Annotated in this window: 18 protein-coding genes; 16 read left to right on the top strand and 2 right to left on the bottom strand. The window is 58.0% G+C overall.

The annotated features are described in order from the left end of the window. Entirely contained in the window at nt 1–366 is a 366-nt protein-coding gene (locus GYRE_RS12245) for a helix-turn-helix domain-containing protein (RefSeq protein WP_038255587.1), read from the bottom strand. Nucleotides 367–694: 328 nt separating this feature from the next. Between GYRE_RS12245 and speB the strand changes: the two genes are divergently transcribed. The 15 genes from speB to GYRE_RS12170 all read left to right on the top strand — a co-directional run bounded on the left by speB (nt 695) and on the right by GYRE_RS12170 (nt 14,886). Next, nucleotides 695–1,615, top strand: a complete 921-nt coding sequence (gene speB, locus GYRE_RS12240; protein WP_038255560.1) for an agmatinase — start codon at nt 695–697, stop codon at nt 1,613–1,615. Nucleotides 1,616–2,167: 552 nt separating this feature from the next. Then, on the top strand, nt 2,168–2,491 hold the full coding sequence (locus GYRE_RS12235) for a Rieske (2Fe-2S) protein (protein WP_038255558.1): 324 nt from the start codon (nt 2,168–2,170) through the stop codon (nt 2,489–2,491). Next, the gene (locus GYRE_RS12230) at nt 2,488–2,796 is read left to right on the top strand and encodes a recombinase-like helix-turn-helix domain-containing protein (RefSeq protein ID WP_006818356.1); all 309 of its coding nucleotides are present in this window, start codon (nt 2,488–2,490) and stop codon (nt 2,794–2,796) included. The genes GYRE_RS12235 and GYRE_RS12230 overlap by 4 nt, the downstream gene beginning before the upstream one ends. 10 nt (nt 2,797–2,806) lie before the next feature. Continuing rightward, entirely contained in the window at nt 2,807–3,829 is a 1,023-nt protein-coding gene (locus GYRE_RS12225) for an aromatic ring-hydroxylating oxygenase subunit alpha (protein WP_038255556.1), read from the top strand. Beyond that, entirely contained in the window at nt 3,829–4,578 is a 750-nt protein-coding gene (locus GYRE_RS12220; RefSeq protein ID WP_038255554.1) for an SDR family oxidoreductase, read from the top strand. The genes GYRE_RS12225 and GYRE_RS12220 overlap by 1 nt, the downstream gene beginning before the upstream one ends. Before the next feature lie 16 nt (nt 4,579–4,594). Further along, on the top strand, nt 4,595–5,383 hold the full coding sequence (locus GYRE_RS12215) for an IclR family transcriptional regulator (RefSeq protein ID WP_006818359.1): 789 nt from the start codon (nt 4,595–4,597) through the stop codon (nt 5,381–5,383). 87 nt (nt 5,384–5,470) lie between these two features. After that, nucleotides 5,471–6,397, top strand: coding sequence for a VOC family protein (locus GYRE_RS12210; RefSeq protein ID WP_038255551.1), 927 nt, complete (start codon nt 5,471–5,473; stop codon nt 6,395–6,397). Then, complete coding sequence (locus tag GYRE_RS12205) at nt 6,394–7,590, top strand: NAD(P)/FAD-dependent oxidoreductase (RefSeq protein WP_038255549.1); 1,197 nt, start codon at nt 6,394–6,396, stop codon at nt 7,588–7,590. Before GYRE_RS12210 ends, GYRE_RS12205 begins: the two co-directional genes overlap by 4 nt. Before the next feature lie 25 nt (nt 7,591–7,615). After that, entirely contained in the window at nt 7,616–8,872 is a 1,257-nt protein-coding gene (locus GYRE_RS12200; RefSeq protein ID WP_006818362.1) for an MFS transporter, read from the top strand. A gap of 10 nt (nt 8,873–8,882) precedes the next feature. Continuing rightward, a complete protein-coding gene (locus tag GYRE_RS12195) occupies nt 8,883–9,413 on the top strand; it encodes a cupin domain-containing protein (protein ID WP_038255547.1) in 531 nt (176 codons plus the stop codon). A gap of 10 nt (nt 9,414–9,423) precedes the next feature. Next, entirely contained in the window at nt 9,424–10,194 is a 771-nt protein-coding gene (locus tag GYRE_RS12190) for an alpha/beta fold hydrolase (protein ID WP_038255545.1), read from the top strand. After that, a complete protein-coding gene (locus GYRE_RS12185) occupies nt 10,178–10,972 on the top strand; it encodes an SDR family oxidoreductase (RefSeq protein WP_038255543.1) in 795 nt (264 codons plus the stop codon). The genes GYRE_RS12190 and GYRE_RS12185 overlap by 17 nt, the downstream gene beginning before the upstream one ends. A gap of 9 nt (nt 10,973–10,981) precedes the next feature. Beyond that, on the top strand, nt 10,982–11,752 hold the full coding sequence (locus GYRE_RS12180; RefSeq protein WP_038255541.1) for an aspartate dehydrogenase: 771 nt from the start codon (nt 10,982–10,984) through the stop codon (nt 11,750–11,752). A gap of 9 nt (nt 11,753–11,761) precedes the next feature. Continuing rightward, nucleotides 11,762–13,231: an aldehyde dehydrogenase gene (locus tag GYRE_RS12175; protein ID WP_038255539.1), complete on the top strand. Its 1,470-nt coding sequence runs from the start codon at nt 11,762–11,764 to the stop codon at nt 13,229–13,231. Nucleotides 13,232–13,245: 14 nt separating this feature from the next. Continuing rightward, nucleotides 13,246–14,886, top strand: a complete 1,641-nt coding sequence (locus GYRE_RS12170) for a thiamine pyrophosphate-binding protein (protein ID WP_038255537.1) — start codon at nt 13,246–13,248, stop codon at nt 14,884–14,886. A gap of 45 nt (nt 14,887–14,931) precedes the next feature. On the opposite strand, the gene loiP is transcribed toward GYRE_RS12170, so the two are convergent. Next, on the bottom strand, nt 14,932–15,690 hold the full coding sequence (loiP, locus tag GYRE_RS12165) for a metalloprotease LoiP (protein WP_006818369.1): 759 nt from the start codon (nt 15,688–15,690) through the stop codon (nt 14,932–14,934). A 284-nt stretch (nt 15,691–15,974) separates the two neighbouring features. On the opposite strand from loiP, the gene tkt reads away from it, so the two are divergent. Further along, nucleotides 15,975–17,966: a transketolase gene (gene tkt, locus GYRE_RS12160; RefSeq protein WP_006818370.1), complete on the top strand. Its 1,992-nt coding sequence runs from the start codon at nt 15,975–15,977 to the stop codon at nt 17,964–17,966. The last annotated feature ends 256 nt before the right edge of the window (nt 17,967–18,222 follow it).

Below are 18,222 nucleotides of genomic sequence, written 5' to 3'. Positions count from 1 at the left end.
TTACTCCCCTGTTTTATATTTCTTGCGTTTTTCCATCATGCTGCGGATCTGCATCGCTTTGGTGGCCGTGGACGGTTGCCTTTTCCCCGCCCTGGAGACCTGAGCCCAGACTTCCGCAGGCCGCAGCGTGGCGGCGGGAACCAGCGTATCCAGATTCTCCAGCAACTGTAGCTCACGAAGAATGCTGATAAAAATAAGCAGGCTGCACGAGCCACTCTTCACCGCCCGGTAGGTTTTGGGTGTGATACCAACGCGTTCAGCGAGCGTTAGCTGGGTGATTTTCATCGCTTTACGCCGTGCTTCCAGGCGGTTGAATAATCTCTCTGCCAGCACGCTGTCGGTCATGGCCCGGGTAAAATCATTCATGGGTAAAAATGTACCTTTAATCATCATTAAACCGCATTTATGGGTAGTATAATACCTTTTTATTAGTTTGTGGTTTTTTCTTTTTCGGTAATATTTTACCTGTTTTAGGCTAAAATTCCGCCTTTCAGGTCAAATTTTACCTTATCAGGACTGAGGGGCAGATATTCTGAAATTGTCTATAATGCTGGTGCTTGAACCCGTATGAATTTGCGGCGATAATCCGCAGACAAACTGAATTCGAATAATCCCTTCCTCGTCGGGCCTAACGACGCGGAGGGGATTTTTTTTCATCTGTTTTTAATGTATCGACTTTAGAAGAGGTCAGGACATGAGCACTTTAGGTCATCAGTACGACAACTCCCTGGTTTCCAACGCCTTTGGTTTCCTGCGTCTGCCAATGAACTTCCAGCCCTACGACAGCGATGCTGACTGTGTTATCACCGGCGTTCCGTTCGATATGGCGACATCTGGCCGCGCGGGCGGTCGTCATGGTCCGGCGGCTATCCGTCAGGTGTCCACCAACCTCGCGTGGGAGCACAACCGCTTCCCGTGGAACTTCGATATGCGCGAACGTCTGAACGTCGTGGACTGCGGCGATCTGGTGTACGCATTTGGTGATGCGCGTGAAATGAGTGAGAAGCTGCAGGCGCACGCGGAAAAACTGCTGGCAGCCGGTAAACGTATGCTCTCCTTCGGCGGTGACCACTTCGTCACTCTGCCGCTGCTGCGTGCCCACGCGAAGCACTTCGGTAAAATGGCGCTGGTGCACTTCGATGCGCACACCGATACCTATGCTAACGGCTGTGAGTTTGACCATGGCACCATGTTCTTCACTGCGCCGAACGAAGGGCTTATCGATCCGAACCACTCCGTGCAGATCGGTATTCGTACCGAGTTCGATAAAGACAATGGTTTCACCGTGCTGGACGCAGGCCAGGTGAACGATCGTAGCGTTGATGATGTTATCGCTCAGGTGAAGCAGATTGTCGGTGATATGCCGGTTTATCTGACCTTTGATATCGACTGTCTGGATCCGGCGTTTGCACCGGGTACCGGTACTCCGGTTATCGGCGGCCTGACCTCCGATCGCGCGATCAAGCTGGTCCGCGGCCTGAAAGACCTGAACATCGTTGGGATGGACGTGGTAGAAGTTGCTCCGGCATACGACCAGTCTGAAATCACCGCGCTGGCTGCGGCGACCCTGGCGCTGGAAATGCTCTATCTGCAGGCTGCCAAAAAAGGCGAATAAGTCTGAAATAAAAATGCTGCTGAGAAATAATACTCGGCAGCATCTTTGCAGCATATTATTCTGGACATCAGGCAAAATCCCCTGTCAGTTAACCCCTCGTTTTATTTCTCATCTTTAAATCATTCTCAAGGTTTTACGCTAATACCATAATAAAATGTGGTTATTATTTTTCCTGCAAGGTGATAGTCACAAGGGTAAATTGGTTCATTGGTGAAACTCATTGTTTTTAATGGTTAATTGTAATTTAAGTTTCACAGGTGAAACTTCATGTTTTCCCAATCTTTATATTTATCATTCCTTAATTTCATAGCTTCCCCCTCATTTTTGCATTGATGAATGTTTTTCAATAAACAGCGAGATCTGCTTTTCTTTAAAAACGATGCTCTCATCGACATTATTTTTCGTGATCGCTTCCACAGTTAATTAATTAATCACAAAGTGTTTAACAAATTTGTCACATCACGCCTTGACGAAATAGTGATCGCTTTTATATTGACCGTATTAAATAAGAAACAATGTTTCATATATGAAACTTACAGCTGGAGGATCATGATGAGCTGGATAAGCGTGTGTGACGCGAAGCAAGTGCAGGAAGATTTTCCTTTTAGCGGCAATGTCGAGGGTAAAGACATCGGCATTTATCTTATCGACGGTGAATATTACGCACTGGAGGACGTCTGCCCGCATGCTTATGCCCTGTTAAGTCAGGGATTTGTTGAAGATGGCAAAGTCGAATGTCCGCTGCATGAAGCGGTGTTCGATATCAAAACCGGGAAGTGCCTGCACGGCCCAGGTGAGCGGAACCTCAACCGTTACCCGGTACGGATTTTTGAAAACCAGATCCAGATTACCTTCATCGAGGAGAGCGTGGTATGAGCGAATTCCGGGCGTTCAACCCATCCCTGCCGGAAAGTCGCCAGTTCACGCCGCCGTCGGAAGGCGGCAGCGGCAATATTCATAAACCCGGTGAGTATCAGAATCTGGTCTGGCAGACCCGCAGCCGCCAGCCGGAAAGCTGGGAGCTGTCGCTAATCGCCACCCTGGAAACCCTGTTTGAACGGGGAGTCGAAACCCTGCCGGAACTGGTTCATGGATTGAATCAAATAAAAATGTATGACCAGCAGGGCGAGGCGTGGAGCGAAAGCAGTTTCCAGGCATTTTTACAGGTTAACGGATACTGAGGAGAGGGCGATGACAACGACGGTTCAGCAATATCTCGACACAGGGCTGCGCGGTCTGTGGTATCCGGTGCTGGCGAGCTGGGAAGTGCAATCCGCGCCGGTGGGTATCACCCGCCTTGGGGAACAGATTGTGGTATGGCGGAATAAAGATGGCCAGGTTCAGGCGCTGGAGGACCGCTGCCCGCACCGCGGTGCGCGTCTGTCGATGGGCTGGAACCTCGGCGACCGCATTGCCTGCTGGTACCACGGCCTGGAAGTGGCGGGCAGTGGCGAAGTTAAAGATGTCCCGGCCGTCGACCGCTGCCCGCTGGTGGGACAACAGTGCGTGCGCAGCTACAACGTACAGGAAGCCCACGGCGCGATTTTCCTCTGGTTTGGCGTTACCGCTGACCAGCAGCCTGACGAACTGAGCTTCCCAGAAGAGCTTGCCGATAGCGAAACCTACAGCCATTTCCTCTGCACCGCCGCGTGGCAGTGTAATTACCAGTACGCGCTCGAAAACGTGATGGATCCGATGCACGGCACCTACCTGCACTCGTCGTCGCACTCGATGGCGGAAGGCGACCGTAAGGCCGATATGGTGCTGCAGCCAACGCCGAGCGGGTTTGTGTTTGAGAAGAAAGGGCAGAGCGGCGTTAACTTCGACTGGGTTGAACTGGGCTCCAGCGGTGCGTACTGGATGCGCCTGTCCATCCCGTACAAAAAACGCTTCGGGCCCGGCGGTCACTTCTGGATTGTCGGCATGGTGGTTCCGGAAGACAACGACAACTGCCGCGTGTTCTTCTGGCGTATTCGTGGCGTGAAAGGCTGGCAGCGTGACCTGTGGCGTTTTATGTACCGTAATCGTCTGGAAAAACTGCACTGGGAAGTCCTGGAGCAGGATCGCGTGGTGCTGGAAAACATGGCTCCGAACGCCCGCGACCATGAATATCTCTATCAGCATGATGTGGGGCTCTCACGCCTGCGCCGGATGATGCAGAAAGCCGCGAAAGAGCAGCTTGCCCGGCGCGAAGCCGCGCAGGGAGCTGCCTGATGAATGGATTGCTTAACGACAAACGCATCGTCGTTACCGGCGCAGCGCGTGGCCTGGGCTACCACTTCGCGCTGGCCTGCGCTCAGCAAGGGGCCACGGTGGTGCTGTGCGACATCCTCAAGGGTGAACTTGCAGAAAGCGCGCAGCGTTTACGCCAGCAGGGCTATCGCGTTGAGACGCAGTGGATAGATCTCGCGGACGCAGAGTCCATCGCCCTGGCATTCAGCGACATCGGCAAACGCGGCGCCGTCGACGGGCTGGTGAATAACGCGGCGCTGGCGACCGGCGTCGGCGGCAAAGACATGATGGAGTACGACCCGACACTGTGGGACAAGGTGATGACGGTTAATGTCAAAGGCACCTGGCTTGTGACCCGTGCAGCCGTACCGCTGATGCGTGAAGGTTCTGCCATCGTCAACGTGGCGTCGGATACCGCGCTCTGGGGGGCACCGCGCCTGATGGCGTATGTCGCCAGCAAAGGGGCGGTGATTTCCATGACCCGTTCGATGGCGCGTGAACTGGGTGAAAGACGTATACGTATCAACGCGATTGCGCCAGGCCTTACCCGGGTTGAAGCCACGGAGTACGTCCCGGCGGAGCGCCATCAGCTGTATGAAAATGGCCGGGCGCTTAGCGGTGCGCAGCAGCCTGAAGATGTGACCGGCAGCGTAGTGTGGCTCCTGAGCCCGCTTTCCGGATTTATCACCGGGCAACTGCTGCCGGTGAACGGTGGATTTGTCTTTAACTAAGCGTGGCGGAGACGGTATGGCCAACGAGCAGGAAACGAGATATCTGGTGCCAGGACTTGAGCGGGGTTTGCAATTGTTGATGGCGTTCAGCGAACAGCATCGCGACCTGACGTTTGCCGAAATGCACCGGCTGGTGGGGATGCCGAAAGCGACCGCCTATCGGGTAGTACAGACGCTGGAGTACCTGGGGTTTCTGGAACGTAATCCGCGTACCAACACGTTTTCATTGGGAATGAACGTGCTGCGGCTCGGCTTCGAATACATTGCGTCGCTGGATGTCGCCCAGGTGGGGCAACGGGTGATTGAACAACTGCGCGACAGCAGCCAGTGTAGCAGCCACCTGGCTATCCGCGACGGTCGCGACATTATCTACGTGGCCCGCGTTAGCGCCGCAGGTTCTCGGGTCAATCAGGTCAGTATCGGGACACGTTTGCCGGTGCACTGCACCTCGCTTGGGCGGGTGCTTCTCACAGACCTTAGCCGTGCAGAGTACGAAAAACTGTTCCCGGATGCGCGCCTGCCGGGCAACGTACCGGGCCAGCTTTACGATCGCGAAGCGCTGTGGGAAATGGTGCAGCAGGACAAAGTGCGCGGCTACGTCATTGGTGAATCCTTCTTCCGTCAGGGGATCTCCTCAATCGTCTGGCCGATTTACGATCGCAGTGGGCGGGTAGCGGCGGTGGTGAGCATCATGGTACCTGCCGAAGAAGTGCCGTCTACGGATAAACGTCGCCTGTTGAACGAAGTCCGTGCGGCGGCAGAGAAAATCTCCGGCTTCCTGGGGTATCTGGCGAAAGCGAGTTAAATCAAATAATTACATTCAGGCGCTGGCGGGCGTCGGGCCCCTCATACGCCCCAAAAAGGCAACTGAACGGTAAAGAGGCAACCCATTATGAGCATCACTGGAATTGAAAAGCTGGAATTTGGCGTCGACAACCTGGCGGATTGCAGCAAATTTATGGCGGACTTCGGCCTGCGCGGTGACGCCGGTGGGCGCCACTTTACTACCCTCAGCGGCGCGAGCGTGGCGTTGAAACCGACGAATGATCCTGACCTGCCACCAGCGTTTGAGACCGGAAATACCCTGCGGCGCATGACCTGGGCGGTGGCTGACCGCGCGGCGCTTGACGCGCTTCGTCCGCAGCTTGCAAAGCAGCCGGGTTTTCGTGAGGTCGACGGTGCGCTGGAGTGCCGTGACCCGAACGGCATGACCCTGCGGGTGCAGGTGACGCAGCAAACGGAAGTAAGGCTTCACGTCGAGCCGATTAATCAGTGGGGCGATATGCGTCGGATCGACACCCCAAGCCCGGTGTATGACAAAGCCACGCCGGTCAACATCGGCCATGTGGTGTTTTTTGTCGAAGAGCTGGCGGCAGTCGAGCGTTTCTATCGTGAGGTGCTTGGCTTTCAGGTTTCCGATCGTTATATCAACCGCGCCGTGTTCCTGCGCTGCCAGACGCGCGGCGGTCACCACAACCTGTTCCTGCTGCAACTCCCGAACCGCAAACGTGGGCTCAACCACGTGGCGTTTACCGTGCGCGATATCCATGAAGTGGCAGGTGGCGGTATCGCTATGAACCGTAACGCCTGGAGCACGTTTATCGGCCCCGGTCGTCACCCGGTTTCTTCCGCCTATTTCTGGTACGTCAATAGCCCCACCGGCGGCGCGTTCGAATACTACACCAACGATGATTACCTGACGGAAAAGTGGCAGCCGCGTGAGCTGGAACATTCGCTGGTCTCCTTTACCGAGTGGGCCGTAGAGGGTGGCATTGACCACGATACCCGTCGTCAGCAGAAGAAGACGGAGGCGTTATGACAGAACGAATCATCATTATCGGCGGCGGTCAGGCCGGAGGATGGGCGGCAAAAACGCTGCGCGATGAGGGATTTAACGGTGAAATTGCCGTGGTGAGCGACGAGCCGTGGGATTTCTACGAGCGCCCGCCGTTGTCGAAAGCCGCGCTGCTTGATGAGGTCCCGGCACTGCCGAGACTGTTCAGTGAAGAGGTGCAGCGCTCTCTTGATCTGCGCTGGTATCGCCCGCTGCGCGCGATGGCGATTTATCGTACCGCGAATCGCATTCAGCTCAGCAATGGTGACACGCTGCACTACGACAAACTGCTGATCGCGACCGGCGGCAGCGCCCGCCTGCCGGGGGACAGTTGGGCACAGCACCCGCAGGTGTACACCCTGCGCCACTGGCAGGATGCCCAGCGGCTGAAGCAGCGTCTCGCCAACTGCGCCAAACTGGCTATCGTCGGCGGCGGCTGGATTGGGCTGGAGATAGCCGCCTCAGCGCGTAAACGGGGTGTGGCGGTCACGCTGTTTGAACAGCAGCCTGCGCTGTGCATGCGCTCGGTAGGGGCTGAGGTTTCTGCCGAACTGCTGCACCTGCACCGCGAACAGGGGGTGGATGTGCGCTGCGGCTGCGGCGCGATGGAGCTGGAAGATGCTGACGGGCTGCCGGTGATTCAGTGCGATGGCAAACGCGAACTGTTCGACGCGGTGGTGGTGGGGATTGGGGTGACGCTCAACGTAAGCCTGGCTCGCCAGGCGGGGCTGACCACGGCGCAGGGCATTATCGTGGATGCGCAGGGAAGAACGTCCGATCCGCTGATTTATGCCGCCGGTGACGTCGCACAGCACCACCAGTATGGACTCTGTCTGCAGTCGTGGGCCTTTGCGCAAAATCAGGCGGTGGCGACGGCCAAAGCGATGCTCAACGACAGCGCGCCGGGCTACGACGAGCCTGCCTGGCTGTGGTCAGATCAATACCAGCACAACATTCAGATCCTCGGGGTACCGCGATCCGATTGCCGGATGGTGGTGCGCCGCGATCCAAAAGGCCCCTTGTTCTTCTCGCTGGCGGCTGACGGCAGCCTCGAGCAGCTGGTTGCCTTTAACGATGCAAGGACCGTTAAGCTTGCGAAGCGCTGGATAGCCGCCCGACGGGATCTGCGCGATGTGCCGCTCGACGATCCCGAATTTTCTTTGATGTCACTGCGTTAGCGCCCGTGTACCCGTAGGGGGAGACATGACCACATTAGAGACAAACACCGCGGCAGATGACGCGCGCGGTGAGGGCGCCCTCGCGCCGAAAAAAGCGGTTCGCTGGTCGATCCCGCTGTCGCTGCTGGCCTGCGTGCTGCTGGCGTTCTTCGACAAAATCAGCATCGCGGCGCTGTTTGTTGACCCCGAATTCCAGCAGGCGATGGGGCTCGATTTCGATACCACTCGCCTTGGATTACTCATGAGCGCCTTCCTGCTGAGCTACGGGATCTCTTCCGTCCTGCTGAGCGGATTGGGCGACCGTATTGCGCCGCTGCGCCTGCTCACCGGCATGATGGTGGTGTGGTGCGTGCTGATGCTGATGATGGGCTTTACCCATAGCTACAGCCTGATGCTGGTGCTGCGTATCCTGCTCGGTATCGCCGAGGGGCCGCTGTTCCCGCTGGCTTTTACCATTATCCGCCAGACCTTCCCGGCACATTTGCAGGCGCGAGCCACCATGCTGTGGCTGTTGGGGACACCGTTCGGGGCGGCAATTGGTTTCCCGCTTTCGCTGACGTTGCTCAACCATTTTGGCTGGCAGAGCACCTTCTTCACCATGGCGCTGCTGACGCTCCCGGTGCTGGTACTGGTGCGTATTGGGCTGCGCGGTGTGCAGCTGGCAAGCCGGGGAAAAACCGCCACCGAGAGCCAGAACACCCGGCGTTCGGCGCGCAGCGAGCTGCTGGTTAGCCCGCACTTCTGGATGATTTGCGTCTTTAACATCGCCTTCCTGACCTATCTCTGGGGGATCAACGGCTGGTTGCCGGGGTATCTCATCAACGGCAAAGGGATCCACCTCGAACACGCGGGCTGGCTCTCTTCTATGCCGTTTATCGCCATGCTGCTGGGGGAAGTGCTGGGGGCGTGGCTCTCTGACAAGCTCGATAAACGTGCCGCCGCCTGCTTTATCTCGATGGCAGGTGCAGGTATCGGGCTTATCGCCGTGATGCACTACAGCACGCCCCTGACGGTGATTGCGGCAATGGCTTTCAGCACTTTTATGTGGGGGATTGGTGCACCCAATATCTTTGCCCTGCTGGCGAAAGCCACCCACTCCGGGGTCAGTGCCACAGCAGGCGGCATTTTCAACGGTCTGGGGAATTTTGCCGGGGCGCTGTCGCCTGCGGTGATGGGCGCCCTGATTAGTTTCACCGGCAGTATGGATTCCGGACTTTTCTTTCTGGTGGTCATGGCCGCGCTGGGCTGCGCGCTGTTGCTGCCGATGCTGACACGCTACTGAGGAGATTGCCATGTCTGATTCAACCGTTACCAAACCACCCGTCGTTAAACCGGACAACCTGACCATGGAGGCGTGGATCGAATCGCGCATCGCCCGCTTTGAAGGACGTAAATATGACTGGAATGCGCTGAAGTTTCAGGCCGACTTCGACCCGAAATATCGTCGCGCTCAGATGCGTTATATCGGCACCGGGGCAACCGGCGTGGTGAACGATACCAACACCGTTCCCGCTGAACATTTCACCTTCTCCACCATGGTGCTGCCCGCGAAATGCGAAGGACCCATGCACCTGCATGACGACGTCGAAGAGGTGTTCTTCATGCTGAAGGGACAAATCACCCTGATGGTGCAGGACGGGGACCATTACACCGAAACCGTCTTGCGCGAGCGTGACCTTATCTCCGTGCCAGCCGGGATCTATCGCGGGCTGTTTAACCACGGGGAAGAAGAGGCGCTGATGTGCGTCATGCTCGGTACACCGAAGCCGCACATCCCGACCTATCCGGCAGACCATCCGTTAGCCCAGGTCAAACGCAACTGAGGAGGGGACGATGACCGCGTTTCGTGAACAGGGAGAGGGTACGCCGGTGATGCTGCTGCACGGGATCAGTTCCGGGGCGTCCTCCTGGCATAAGCAAATGGTGTTACCGGGTTGTCGGGTACTGGCCTGGGATATGCCGGGCTACGGCAACAGCCCGATGCTGACGGTAACCAAAGCGATGGCGAGTGATTATGCCGATGCGCTGGCGGCGCTGCTGGATGCGCTAAGAATTGAGCGCGTCGTGCTGGTCGGGCATTCGCTGGGGGCGCTGGTGGCCAGCGCCTTTGCCGCCAGCCGCCCGCAGCGGGTACAGGCGCTGGTACTGGCTTCTCCGGCGCAGGGCTACGGGCAGGCGGAACCCGCCCAGCGCGAGCAGGTCTGGCGTAAGCGCGAAGCGCAAATCAGCGCCGGGGTAGAGGCGCTTGCCGAAAGCAGGGCGGCGAAGCTGCTGCACCCGGGGGCGCGCGAAGAGGATATCGCGACGGTGGCGGCCGGGATGCGCCGCCTGACGGAAGCGGGCTATCTGGCGGCAGCGCGGATGCTGGCGTATGACGATATTCACCGCTGGCTGGGCGATTATCGCGATCCGTTTGAGGTCTGGTGCGGCGAGCAGGACTGCATTACTTCGCCCGAGATGGCTTATGGCCTGGCGCTGCGCTATGGCATGGGCTGGCAGCCGTTAGCGAAAGCCGGACACGCCTGTTATCTCGATAACCCTCAGGCGTTTAACCAACAATTATTACGTGTCGTTGAAGGAGTTCGCCATGCAGGCGCAAATTGAAGGACGGGTGGCGGTAGTGACCGGCGGATCATCCGGTATTGGTTTTGAAACCCTGCGCCTGCTGCTGGCGGAAGGCGCAAAGGTGGCTTTCTGCGGGCGAGATCCGGACAGGCTCGCCAGCGCGCAGGCGGCGCTGATGAACGAGTATCCGCAGGCGGAAATCATGGCGCAGCGCTGCGATGTGCTGGACGACGCGCAGATACAGGCGTTTGCCGGGGCGGTGGAAACACGCTTCGGCGGTGCCGACATGCTTATTAATAACGCGGGTCAGGGCTATGTTGCGCACTTCGCCGATACCCCGCGAGCGGCCTGGCTGCATGAGGCTGAACTCAAACTGTTCGGCGTCATTAACCCGGTGCAGGCGTTTATCCCCCAGCTTGAGCGCTCGGATATTGCCTCGATTACCTGCGTTAACTCCCTGCTGGCGCTTCAGCCTGAGGAGCACATGATTGCCACCTCGGCGGCGCGGGCGGCGCTGCTCAACATGACGCTGACGCTTTCTAAGGAGCTGATTAGCAAAGGCATTCGTGTGAACTCCATTCTGCTCGGCATGGTGGAGTCCGGCCAGTGGCGACGCCGTTTTGAAGCCCGCAGCGACAAACAGCAGAGCTTCGGTGAGTGGACGGCAGAGATTGCCCGTCAGCGCGGGATCCCCATGCAGCGTCTTGGCAAGCCGCAGGAACCGGCGCAGGCGCTGCTGTTCCTTGCCTCGCCGCTGGCCTCGTTTACCACCGGCGCGGCTCTGGACGTGTCGGGCGGTTTTAACCGTCATCTGTAGGGAGCGAAGATGAAAAAAATCATGCTGTTGGGATACGGAGCGATGGCGCAGGCGGTGATTGAGCGTATGCCGGGGGCGGTTGCTATTGGCTGGATTGTGGCGCATGAGCACCACCATGCCGGGATTCTGGCACGCTTTCACGGCACGGTAATGCCGCTGCTGTCGCCGGGTGACTGTGCTGATACGCCGGATTTAGTGCTGGAGTGCGCCAGCCAGCAGGCCGTTGCGCAATACGGTGAGGCTATCTTACGCCGGGGCTGGCATCTGGCGGTGGTTTCGACCGGGGCGCTGGCCGACCGGGAACTTGAAGCCCGGTTGCGCAACACTGGTGGCAGACTGACCCTGCTTTCCGGAGCCGTTGCGGGCATTGACGGTCTATCTGCGGCGAAAGAAGGAGGGCTGCAGCGGGTGGTTTACCGTTCGCGCAAAAGCCCAGCCAGCTGGCGCGGCAGCCACGCGGAAAAACTTATCAACCTCGACACCGTAAGCAGCGCGCAGATCTTTTTTGAAGGCAGTGCGCGGGAGGCAGCGCGTCTGTTTCCAGCCAATGCCAACGTGGCGGCAACCGTAGCGTTGGGCGGCATCGGTATGGATGAAACCCGCGTGCAACTGATGGTTGACCCGACAACTACCCGCAATACGCACACGCTGCATGTGGAAGGGCTGTTCGGTGAATTTCATATTGAACTGAGCGGGCTGCCGCTCGCCAGTAACCCGAAAACCTCGACGCTGGCGGCGCTGAGCGCGGTGCGCGCCTGTCGTGAACTGGCGCAGCAATAAGGACACAACATGAAAGCTCTCGATATTTTCATTGGTGGGAAATGGCGCCCGGGTGGCGGGGAGGTTCTGCAGAGTCACTTCCCGGCAGATGGATCGCTCAACGCCACGCTTAATGCAGCAAGCCTCGACGATCTCGAAGAGGCGATTGCGGTAGGTGAACGTGCCTGGCGAGCACCGGCCTGGCGCAACGCGCTGCCGCACCAGCGGGCGAGGATTTTGCACCACGTCGCGAACGAGATAGAGGCGCGGGTGGACGAACTGGCGCAGATGCAGAGCCGTGATAACGGTAAACCGCTGGCGGAAACCCGGGGACTGGTGCTGAGCGCTGCCGGAACCGCCCGCTATTTTGCCGCCGCCTGCGAACTGCTGGAGGGCGAGCTGCCAACGCCGCGTATTGCGCAGGTATTGACCTTCAGCCGCTATGAGCCGCTGGGCGTGGTGGCCGCCATTACGCCGTGGAATTCCCCCATCGCCAGCGAAATGCAGAAAATTGCCCCGGCGATTGCGGCGGGAAACGCGGTGATCCTCAAGCCTGCCGAAGCAACGCCACTGATGGCGCTGGAGCTGGCGCGCATCTTCGAGCAAGCCGGGCTCCCCGCAGGATTACTGAGCGTGCTGCCGGGTAAAGGATCGGTGATTGGTGACGCGCTGGCGCGCCATCCGAGGGTGCGCAAAATCTCGTTTACCGGCGGTACAAACACCGGCCGTCATCTGGCGCATGTGGCGGCAGAAAAACTGATCCCGGCGTCATTAGAGCTTGGCGGTAAATCGCCAACCATCGTGCTGGAAGACGCAGATATCGAGCAGGCCGCGCGCGGTATCTGCTATGGCATCTTCAGCTCCGGCGGCCAGGCCTGTATCGCCGGTTCAAGACTGTTTGTTCATCAGCATGTATATGCACCGCTGATGGCCCGTCTGCTGGAGCTGACGCGCGGTTTGCGCATTGGTAACCCGTTTACCGAAGGCACCCACGTCGGCCCGCTTATCAACCAGAAACATCGCCAGAGCGTGATGAACTACGTGGCGCTGGCCCAGCAGGAGGGTGGCCGGGTGCTGTGCGGCGGTGAGGTTCCGGCGGATCCACAGCTTGCTGGTGGTAGCTACTTCCAGCCGACCATTATCGAAGGACTGAACAATCAGGCGCGTACCTGCCGGGAGGAGATTTTCGGCCCGGTGCTGGTAGCCATGCCGTTTCGCGATGAAGCCGAGCTTATCGCGGAAGCGAACGATTCGGTATACGGCCTGGCAGCCGGTATCTGGACGCGCGACAGCGGGCGCGCGCTGCGCCTGAGTGAACAGCTGGAGGCCGGAACGGTGTGGATCAACACCTATAAAGTTTTCTCTGTTTCAACCCCGTTTGGTGGTTTCAAAGAGAGCGGTCTGGGCCGCGAGAAGGGCATTCAGGGACTTAAAGCCTGGATGCAGCAGAAGAGCGTTTATCTGGCGACGGGGAACGGCATCAACCACTGGTGCGACTAAAAAAAGGGTGAGCTATGAGTGACATGATTTCCGTGGGCGAGGCCATCGCCAGAACACTTGAACACTATCAGGTTGACGCGCTGTACGGCGTTATCTCTATTCACAACCTGCCGATTGCCGATGCGATTGGTCAGCGAGAGAAAATTCGTTTTGTCCCTTCCCGCGGCGAGGCCGGGGCAGTGACCATGGCGGATGCCCATGGGCGTTTCACCGGGCTTGGGGTCGCGCTGACCAGCACGGGGGCCGGGGCTGGCAACGCGGTGGGGGCGCTGGTAGAAGCGCTGAACGCCTCGACGCCGCTGCTGCATTTGACCGGTCAGGTGGAGAAAGCCTGGCTTGATGCCGACACCGGGTTTATCCACGAAACCCGCGATCAGCTGACGTTCCTGAAGGCAAGCTCAAAACGGGCGTATCGCGTCAGCAGCGCTAACCAGGCCATCGCCATTCTGCATAAGGCAATTCAGGAGGCGCAGACGCCGCCGTGCGGACCCGTCTCGGTAGAAATCCCCATCGATATTCAGAGCGCGATGATACCGCGTTCACTGGTGACGATGCCGGTGAAACCGACACCGGCTGCCGTGGTGAACGACGCCGATGTTGATGCGCTGTGGGCGCAGCTCAACCGTGCGAAACAGCCGCTGCTGTGGTTGGGCGGTGGGGCGCTGCATTGTCTGGATGCGGTCAAAAAGCTGGCAGATGCTGGAATGACGGTGATTTCCAGCACCCATGGGCGTGGCATTTTAGCCGATTCGCACCCGGCGAGCCTGCGGGCGTTTCATAACTCGCCGTCGGTTGAAGCGCTGCTGGGGCAGTGTGATTTTACCCTGGTGGCTGGGTCTCGCCTGCGCAGCAACGAAACGCGCTCCTGGACGCTGGCGCTGCCGGAGCCGCGAGTTCAGATTGATATCGATCCGGCGGCGGCGAGCCGTAATTACCTGATGGAAAACACCCTGACGGCGGACTGCCGTGAATTACTCACCGCGCTGGCCTCAAGGGTGCAGGGCCGGGTATGGGGCAACACGCAGTGGGATCTGCAGGTGCGCGAAGCGGTGTCTATCGCCGAACAGGGGCTACGCGAGCAGTGCGGACCTTACGCCCGCCTCAGTGACGCCATCGCCAGTGCGTTACCCGCTGACGGGATCCTGGTGCGAGATATCACCGTTTCCGGCAGCCTGTGGGGCAGCCGTCTGTTCCGGGCGCAGGCTCCGCTTTGCAATATTCATTCGCTGGCAGGGGCGATCGGCATGGGACTGCCGATGGCGATTGGCACCGCGGTAGCAAACCCACGACGTAAGGTCGTTGGCCTGGTTGGCGACGGCGGGCTTAGTCTGAACCTTGGTGAAATGGCGACGATGGCGCAGGAGAAGGCTAACCTCACACTGCTTATCATGAATGACGGCGGCTATGGCGTGATGCGCGGCATCCAGGATAAATACTTCGGTGGACGTCAGTATTACAACGAGCTGCACACCCCGGATTTCACCCAACTGGCACAGGCTATGGGATTGCAGGCGTGGAGCGTCGAAAGTGCGGATGATTTTCAGGCGGTGATGACGGAAGCACTGGCAACGCCGGGGCCGTCGGTGGTGGAAGTTCGGATGGACAAAATCGGTGCCCTGCGCTTTGCCGGACCGCCGCAGAAAACGCTGTATTGACAGACAGAAAACCCTCTCCCTTAGGGAGAGGGTCAGAGAGAAAACTTACTTAATTCCGTCTGCTGCCATACGGTCGCGGATGTGCTGGGCACGTTCCGCAGAGGCCGGGTGATCGTCAAACATGGAGCTCTGACGGCCCGCTTCCAGTTTCGCCAGTTTCTCGAAGCTGGTGGCCAGACCCGATGGGTTGATGCCGCGTTTGCGCAACAGATCGTAAGAGTAGTCATCCGCTTCGGACTCCTGGCGCTGAGAGAACTGTGAGTTCACCAGTTTTTCACCGAGATCGCCAAGCTGCGATTGTGACAGGCTGCCGACCATACCGCCCGCTGAAGCTGCTGCCGCGCGCAGGGCGTTAGTCCCGAGCGCCACCTGCATACCCTTCTTCACGTGGCCGAGCGCAACGTGGCCCATCTCGTGGCCAATAACCGCTTCAACTTCGTTGTCGTTCATGATGTCCATCAGGCCGCTGTAGACGCGGATACAGCCGTTTGCCATGGCAAAGGCGTTCACGTCTTTAGCCACATAAACCTTGTAGTTCACCGGTTGACCATTGATGTTGTCGCCCAATGCGGCGGCAATTTTGCCGAGGCGTTTGGCGTAATCACTGGTGTCCGGGGCGATGGTCGCTTTGGAATCCATCTCTTTACAGGCCTGATCGCTCAGGGCTTTAACCTGGGCATCCGACAGGGACCAGGCCTGAAACGCCTCGGCGCCTGAGCCTAGCAGCGCGTTTGAATCCATATTCTGGCAGCCGGTTAACAGCGTAGCCATCCCAACAGCGACTAAAGCAAGGCGAATTTTCATTTGGTTCTCTTCCGCACGACCAGGTTGTGATGATTCTGAAAAAAAGATCTGCCGCCTTCGGCAACGGACCGTGGCGGAAGTATAAAGAAAATAACAACAAGCGAGCGAGCAGATTGCGCAACATGCGAGCGTGATCCAGAGATTTCTTAAGGGCCAAAAGGATGCTCCATGTACATGACCAGCCGCTTGGGTTACATTGTTCACACTTTTTTCCGGCATAGCCCAAAACGCGCTGTCGTCAAGTCGTTTTGGCATGGCCTTCAACAGTCCGATCTGGAGTCAAAATGTCCTCACGTAAAGAGCTTGCCAATGCTATTCGTGCGTTGAGCATGGACGCAGTACAAAAAGCCAAGTCTGGTCACCCGGGTGCCCCGATGGGCATGGCTGACATTGCCGAAGTCCTGTGGCGTGATTTCCTGAACCACAACCCGCAGAACCCAGCCTGGGCAGACCGCGACCGTTTCGTGCTGTCCAATGGCCACGGCTCTATGCTGATTTATAGCCTGCTGCACCTCACCGGCTACGACCTGCCGATGTCTGAGCTGATGAACTTCCGTCAGCTGCACTCCAAAACGCCGGGCCACCCGGAAGTGGGTTACACCGCCGGTGTTGAGACCACTACTGGTCCGCTGGGTCAGGGTATTGCCAACGCCGTAGGTATGGCTATCGCAGAGAAAACCCTTGCAGCACAGTTTAACCGTCCGGGTCACGACATCGTTGATCACTTCACCTACGCCTTCATGGGCGATGGCTGCATGATGGAAGGTATCTCCCACGAAGTGTGCTCCCTGGCGGGCACCCTGAAACTGGGCAAACTGGTTGCGTTCTACGACGACAACGGTATCTCCATTGATGGTCACGTTGAAGGCTGGTTCACCGACGATACCGCGAAGCGCTTTGAAGCCTACGGCTGGCACGTTGTGCGTGGCGTAGACGGTCATGACGCGGCCGCTATCAAACGTGCGGTTGAAGAAGCGCGTGCAGTGACCGACAAACCGTCCCTGCTGATGTGCAAAACCATTATCGGTTTCGGTTCTCCGAACAAAGCCGGTACTCACGACTCCCACGGCGCGCCGCTGGGTGATGCAGAAGTTGCTGCAACTCGTGAACAGCTGGGCTGGAAATACGCTCCGTTCGAAATCCCGTCTGAAATCTATGCGCAGTGGGATGCTAAAGAAGCAGGCCAGGCGAAAGAATCTGCCTGGAACCAGAAGTTCGCTGCTTATGCGAAAGCCTTCCCGCAGGAAGCCGCTGAATTTACCCGTCGTATGAAGGGTGAAATGCCGGCTGACTTCGCCGCGAAAGCGCAGGAGTGGATCGCTAAGCTGCAGGCTAACCCGGCGAAAATCGCCAGCCGTAAAGCTTCTCAGAACGCGATTGAAGCCTTTGGCCCGCTGTTGCCTGAGTTCCTTGGCGGTTCCGCTGACCTGGCACCTTCTAACCTGACCCTGTGGTCTGGTTCTAAGCCAATCAACGAAGATGCAGCGGGTAACTACATCCATTACGGCGTGCGCGAATTCGGTATGACCGCTATCGCTAACGGTATCTCCCTGCACGGTGGTTTCCTGCCGTACACCTCCACCTTCCTGATGTTCGTCGAGTACGCGCGTAACGCGGTACGTATGGCTGCGCTGATGAAGCAGCGTCAGGTGATGGTTTACACCCATGACTCTATCGGTCTTGGCGAAGATGGCCCGACTCACCAGCCGGTTGAGCAGATTGCCTCTCTGCGCGTGACGCCGAACATGAGCCTGTGGCGTCCGTGTGACCAGGTTGAATCTGCTGTGGCATGGAAATATGGCGTTGAGCGTCACGATGGCCCGACCGCGCTTATCCTCTCCCGTCAGAACCTGGCACAGCAGGATCGTACCGAGAAACAGCTGGCGGATATCGCTCGCGGTGGTTACGTGCTGAAAGATTGCGACGGTCAGCCGCAGCTTATCTTCATCGCGACCGGCTCTGAAGTTGAGCTGGCGGTTGCCGCGTGGGAAAAACTGACTGCCGAAGGCGTGAAAGCGCGCGTGGTCTCCATGCCGTCTACCGACGCGTTCGAGAAGCAGGATGCCGCGTACCGTGAATCCGTACTGCCGAAAGCCGTTTCTGCCCGTGTGGCCATTGAAGCGGGTATCGCTGACTACTGGTTCAAATACGTGGGCCTGAACGGCGCTATCGTCGGCATGACCACCTTCGGTGAATCAGCTCCGGCGGAACAGCTGTTCGTTGAGTTCGGCTTCACCGTCGAAAACGTAGTCGCGAAAGCGAAAGAACTGCTGTAATCGTTTGCAGGGGCAGGCTTTAGCCCGCCCTCTGACCCTCTCCTCATGGGCGAGGGGCAAACACAAAAAACGGTAGCCATTGGGTTACCGTTTTGTTTTTTCCTCACCTCCGCTTCCTGTTCCTGCTATTCCTGAATCTCTGAAATCGCCCGTCAATTATTCCAAAGAAAATGTGACGAATGTCAGATAACTGGCTTCTTTGTCTGGACAATCATTCCTTTTATTCTTGGTTTCGCTTATTCTAGCTGAACCGTTT

The organism is Yokenella regensburgei ATCC 49455 (assembly GCF_000735455.1).
GTDB lineage: Bacteria > Pseudomonadota > Gammaproteobacteria > Enterobacterales > Enterobacteriaceae > Yokenella > Yokenella regensburgei.
This window is presented reverse-complemented; position numbering and strand designations above follow the sequence as displayed.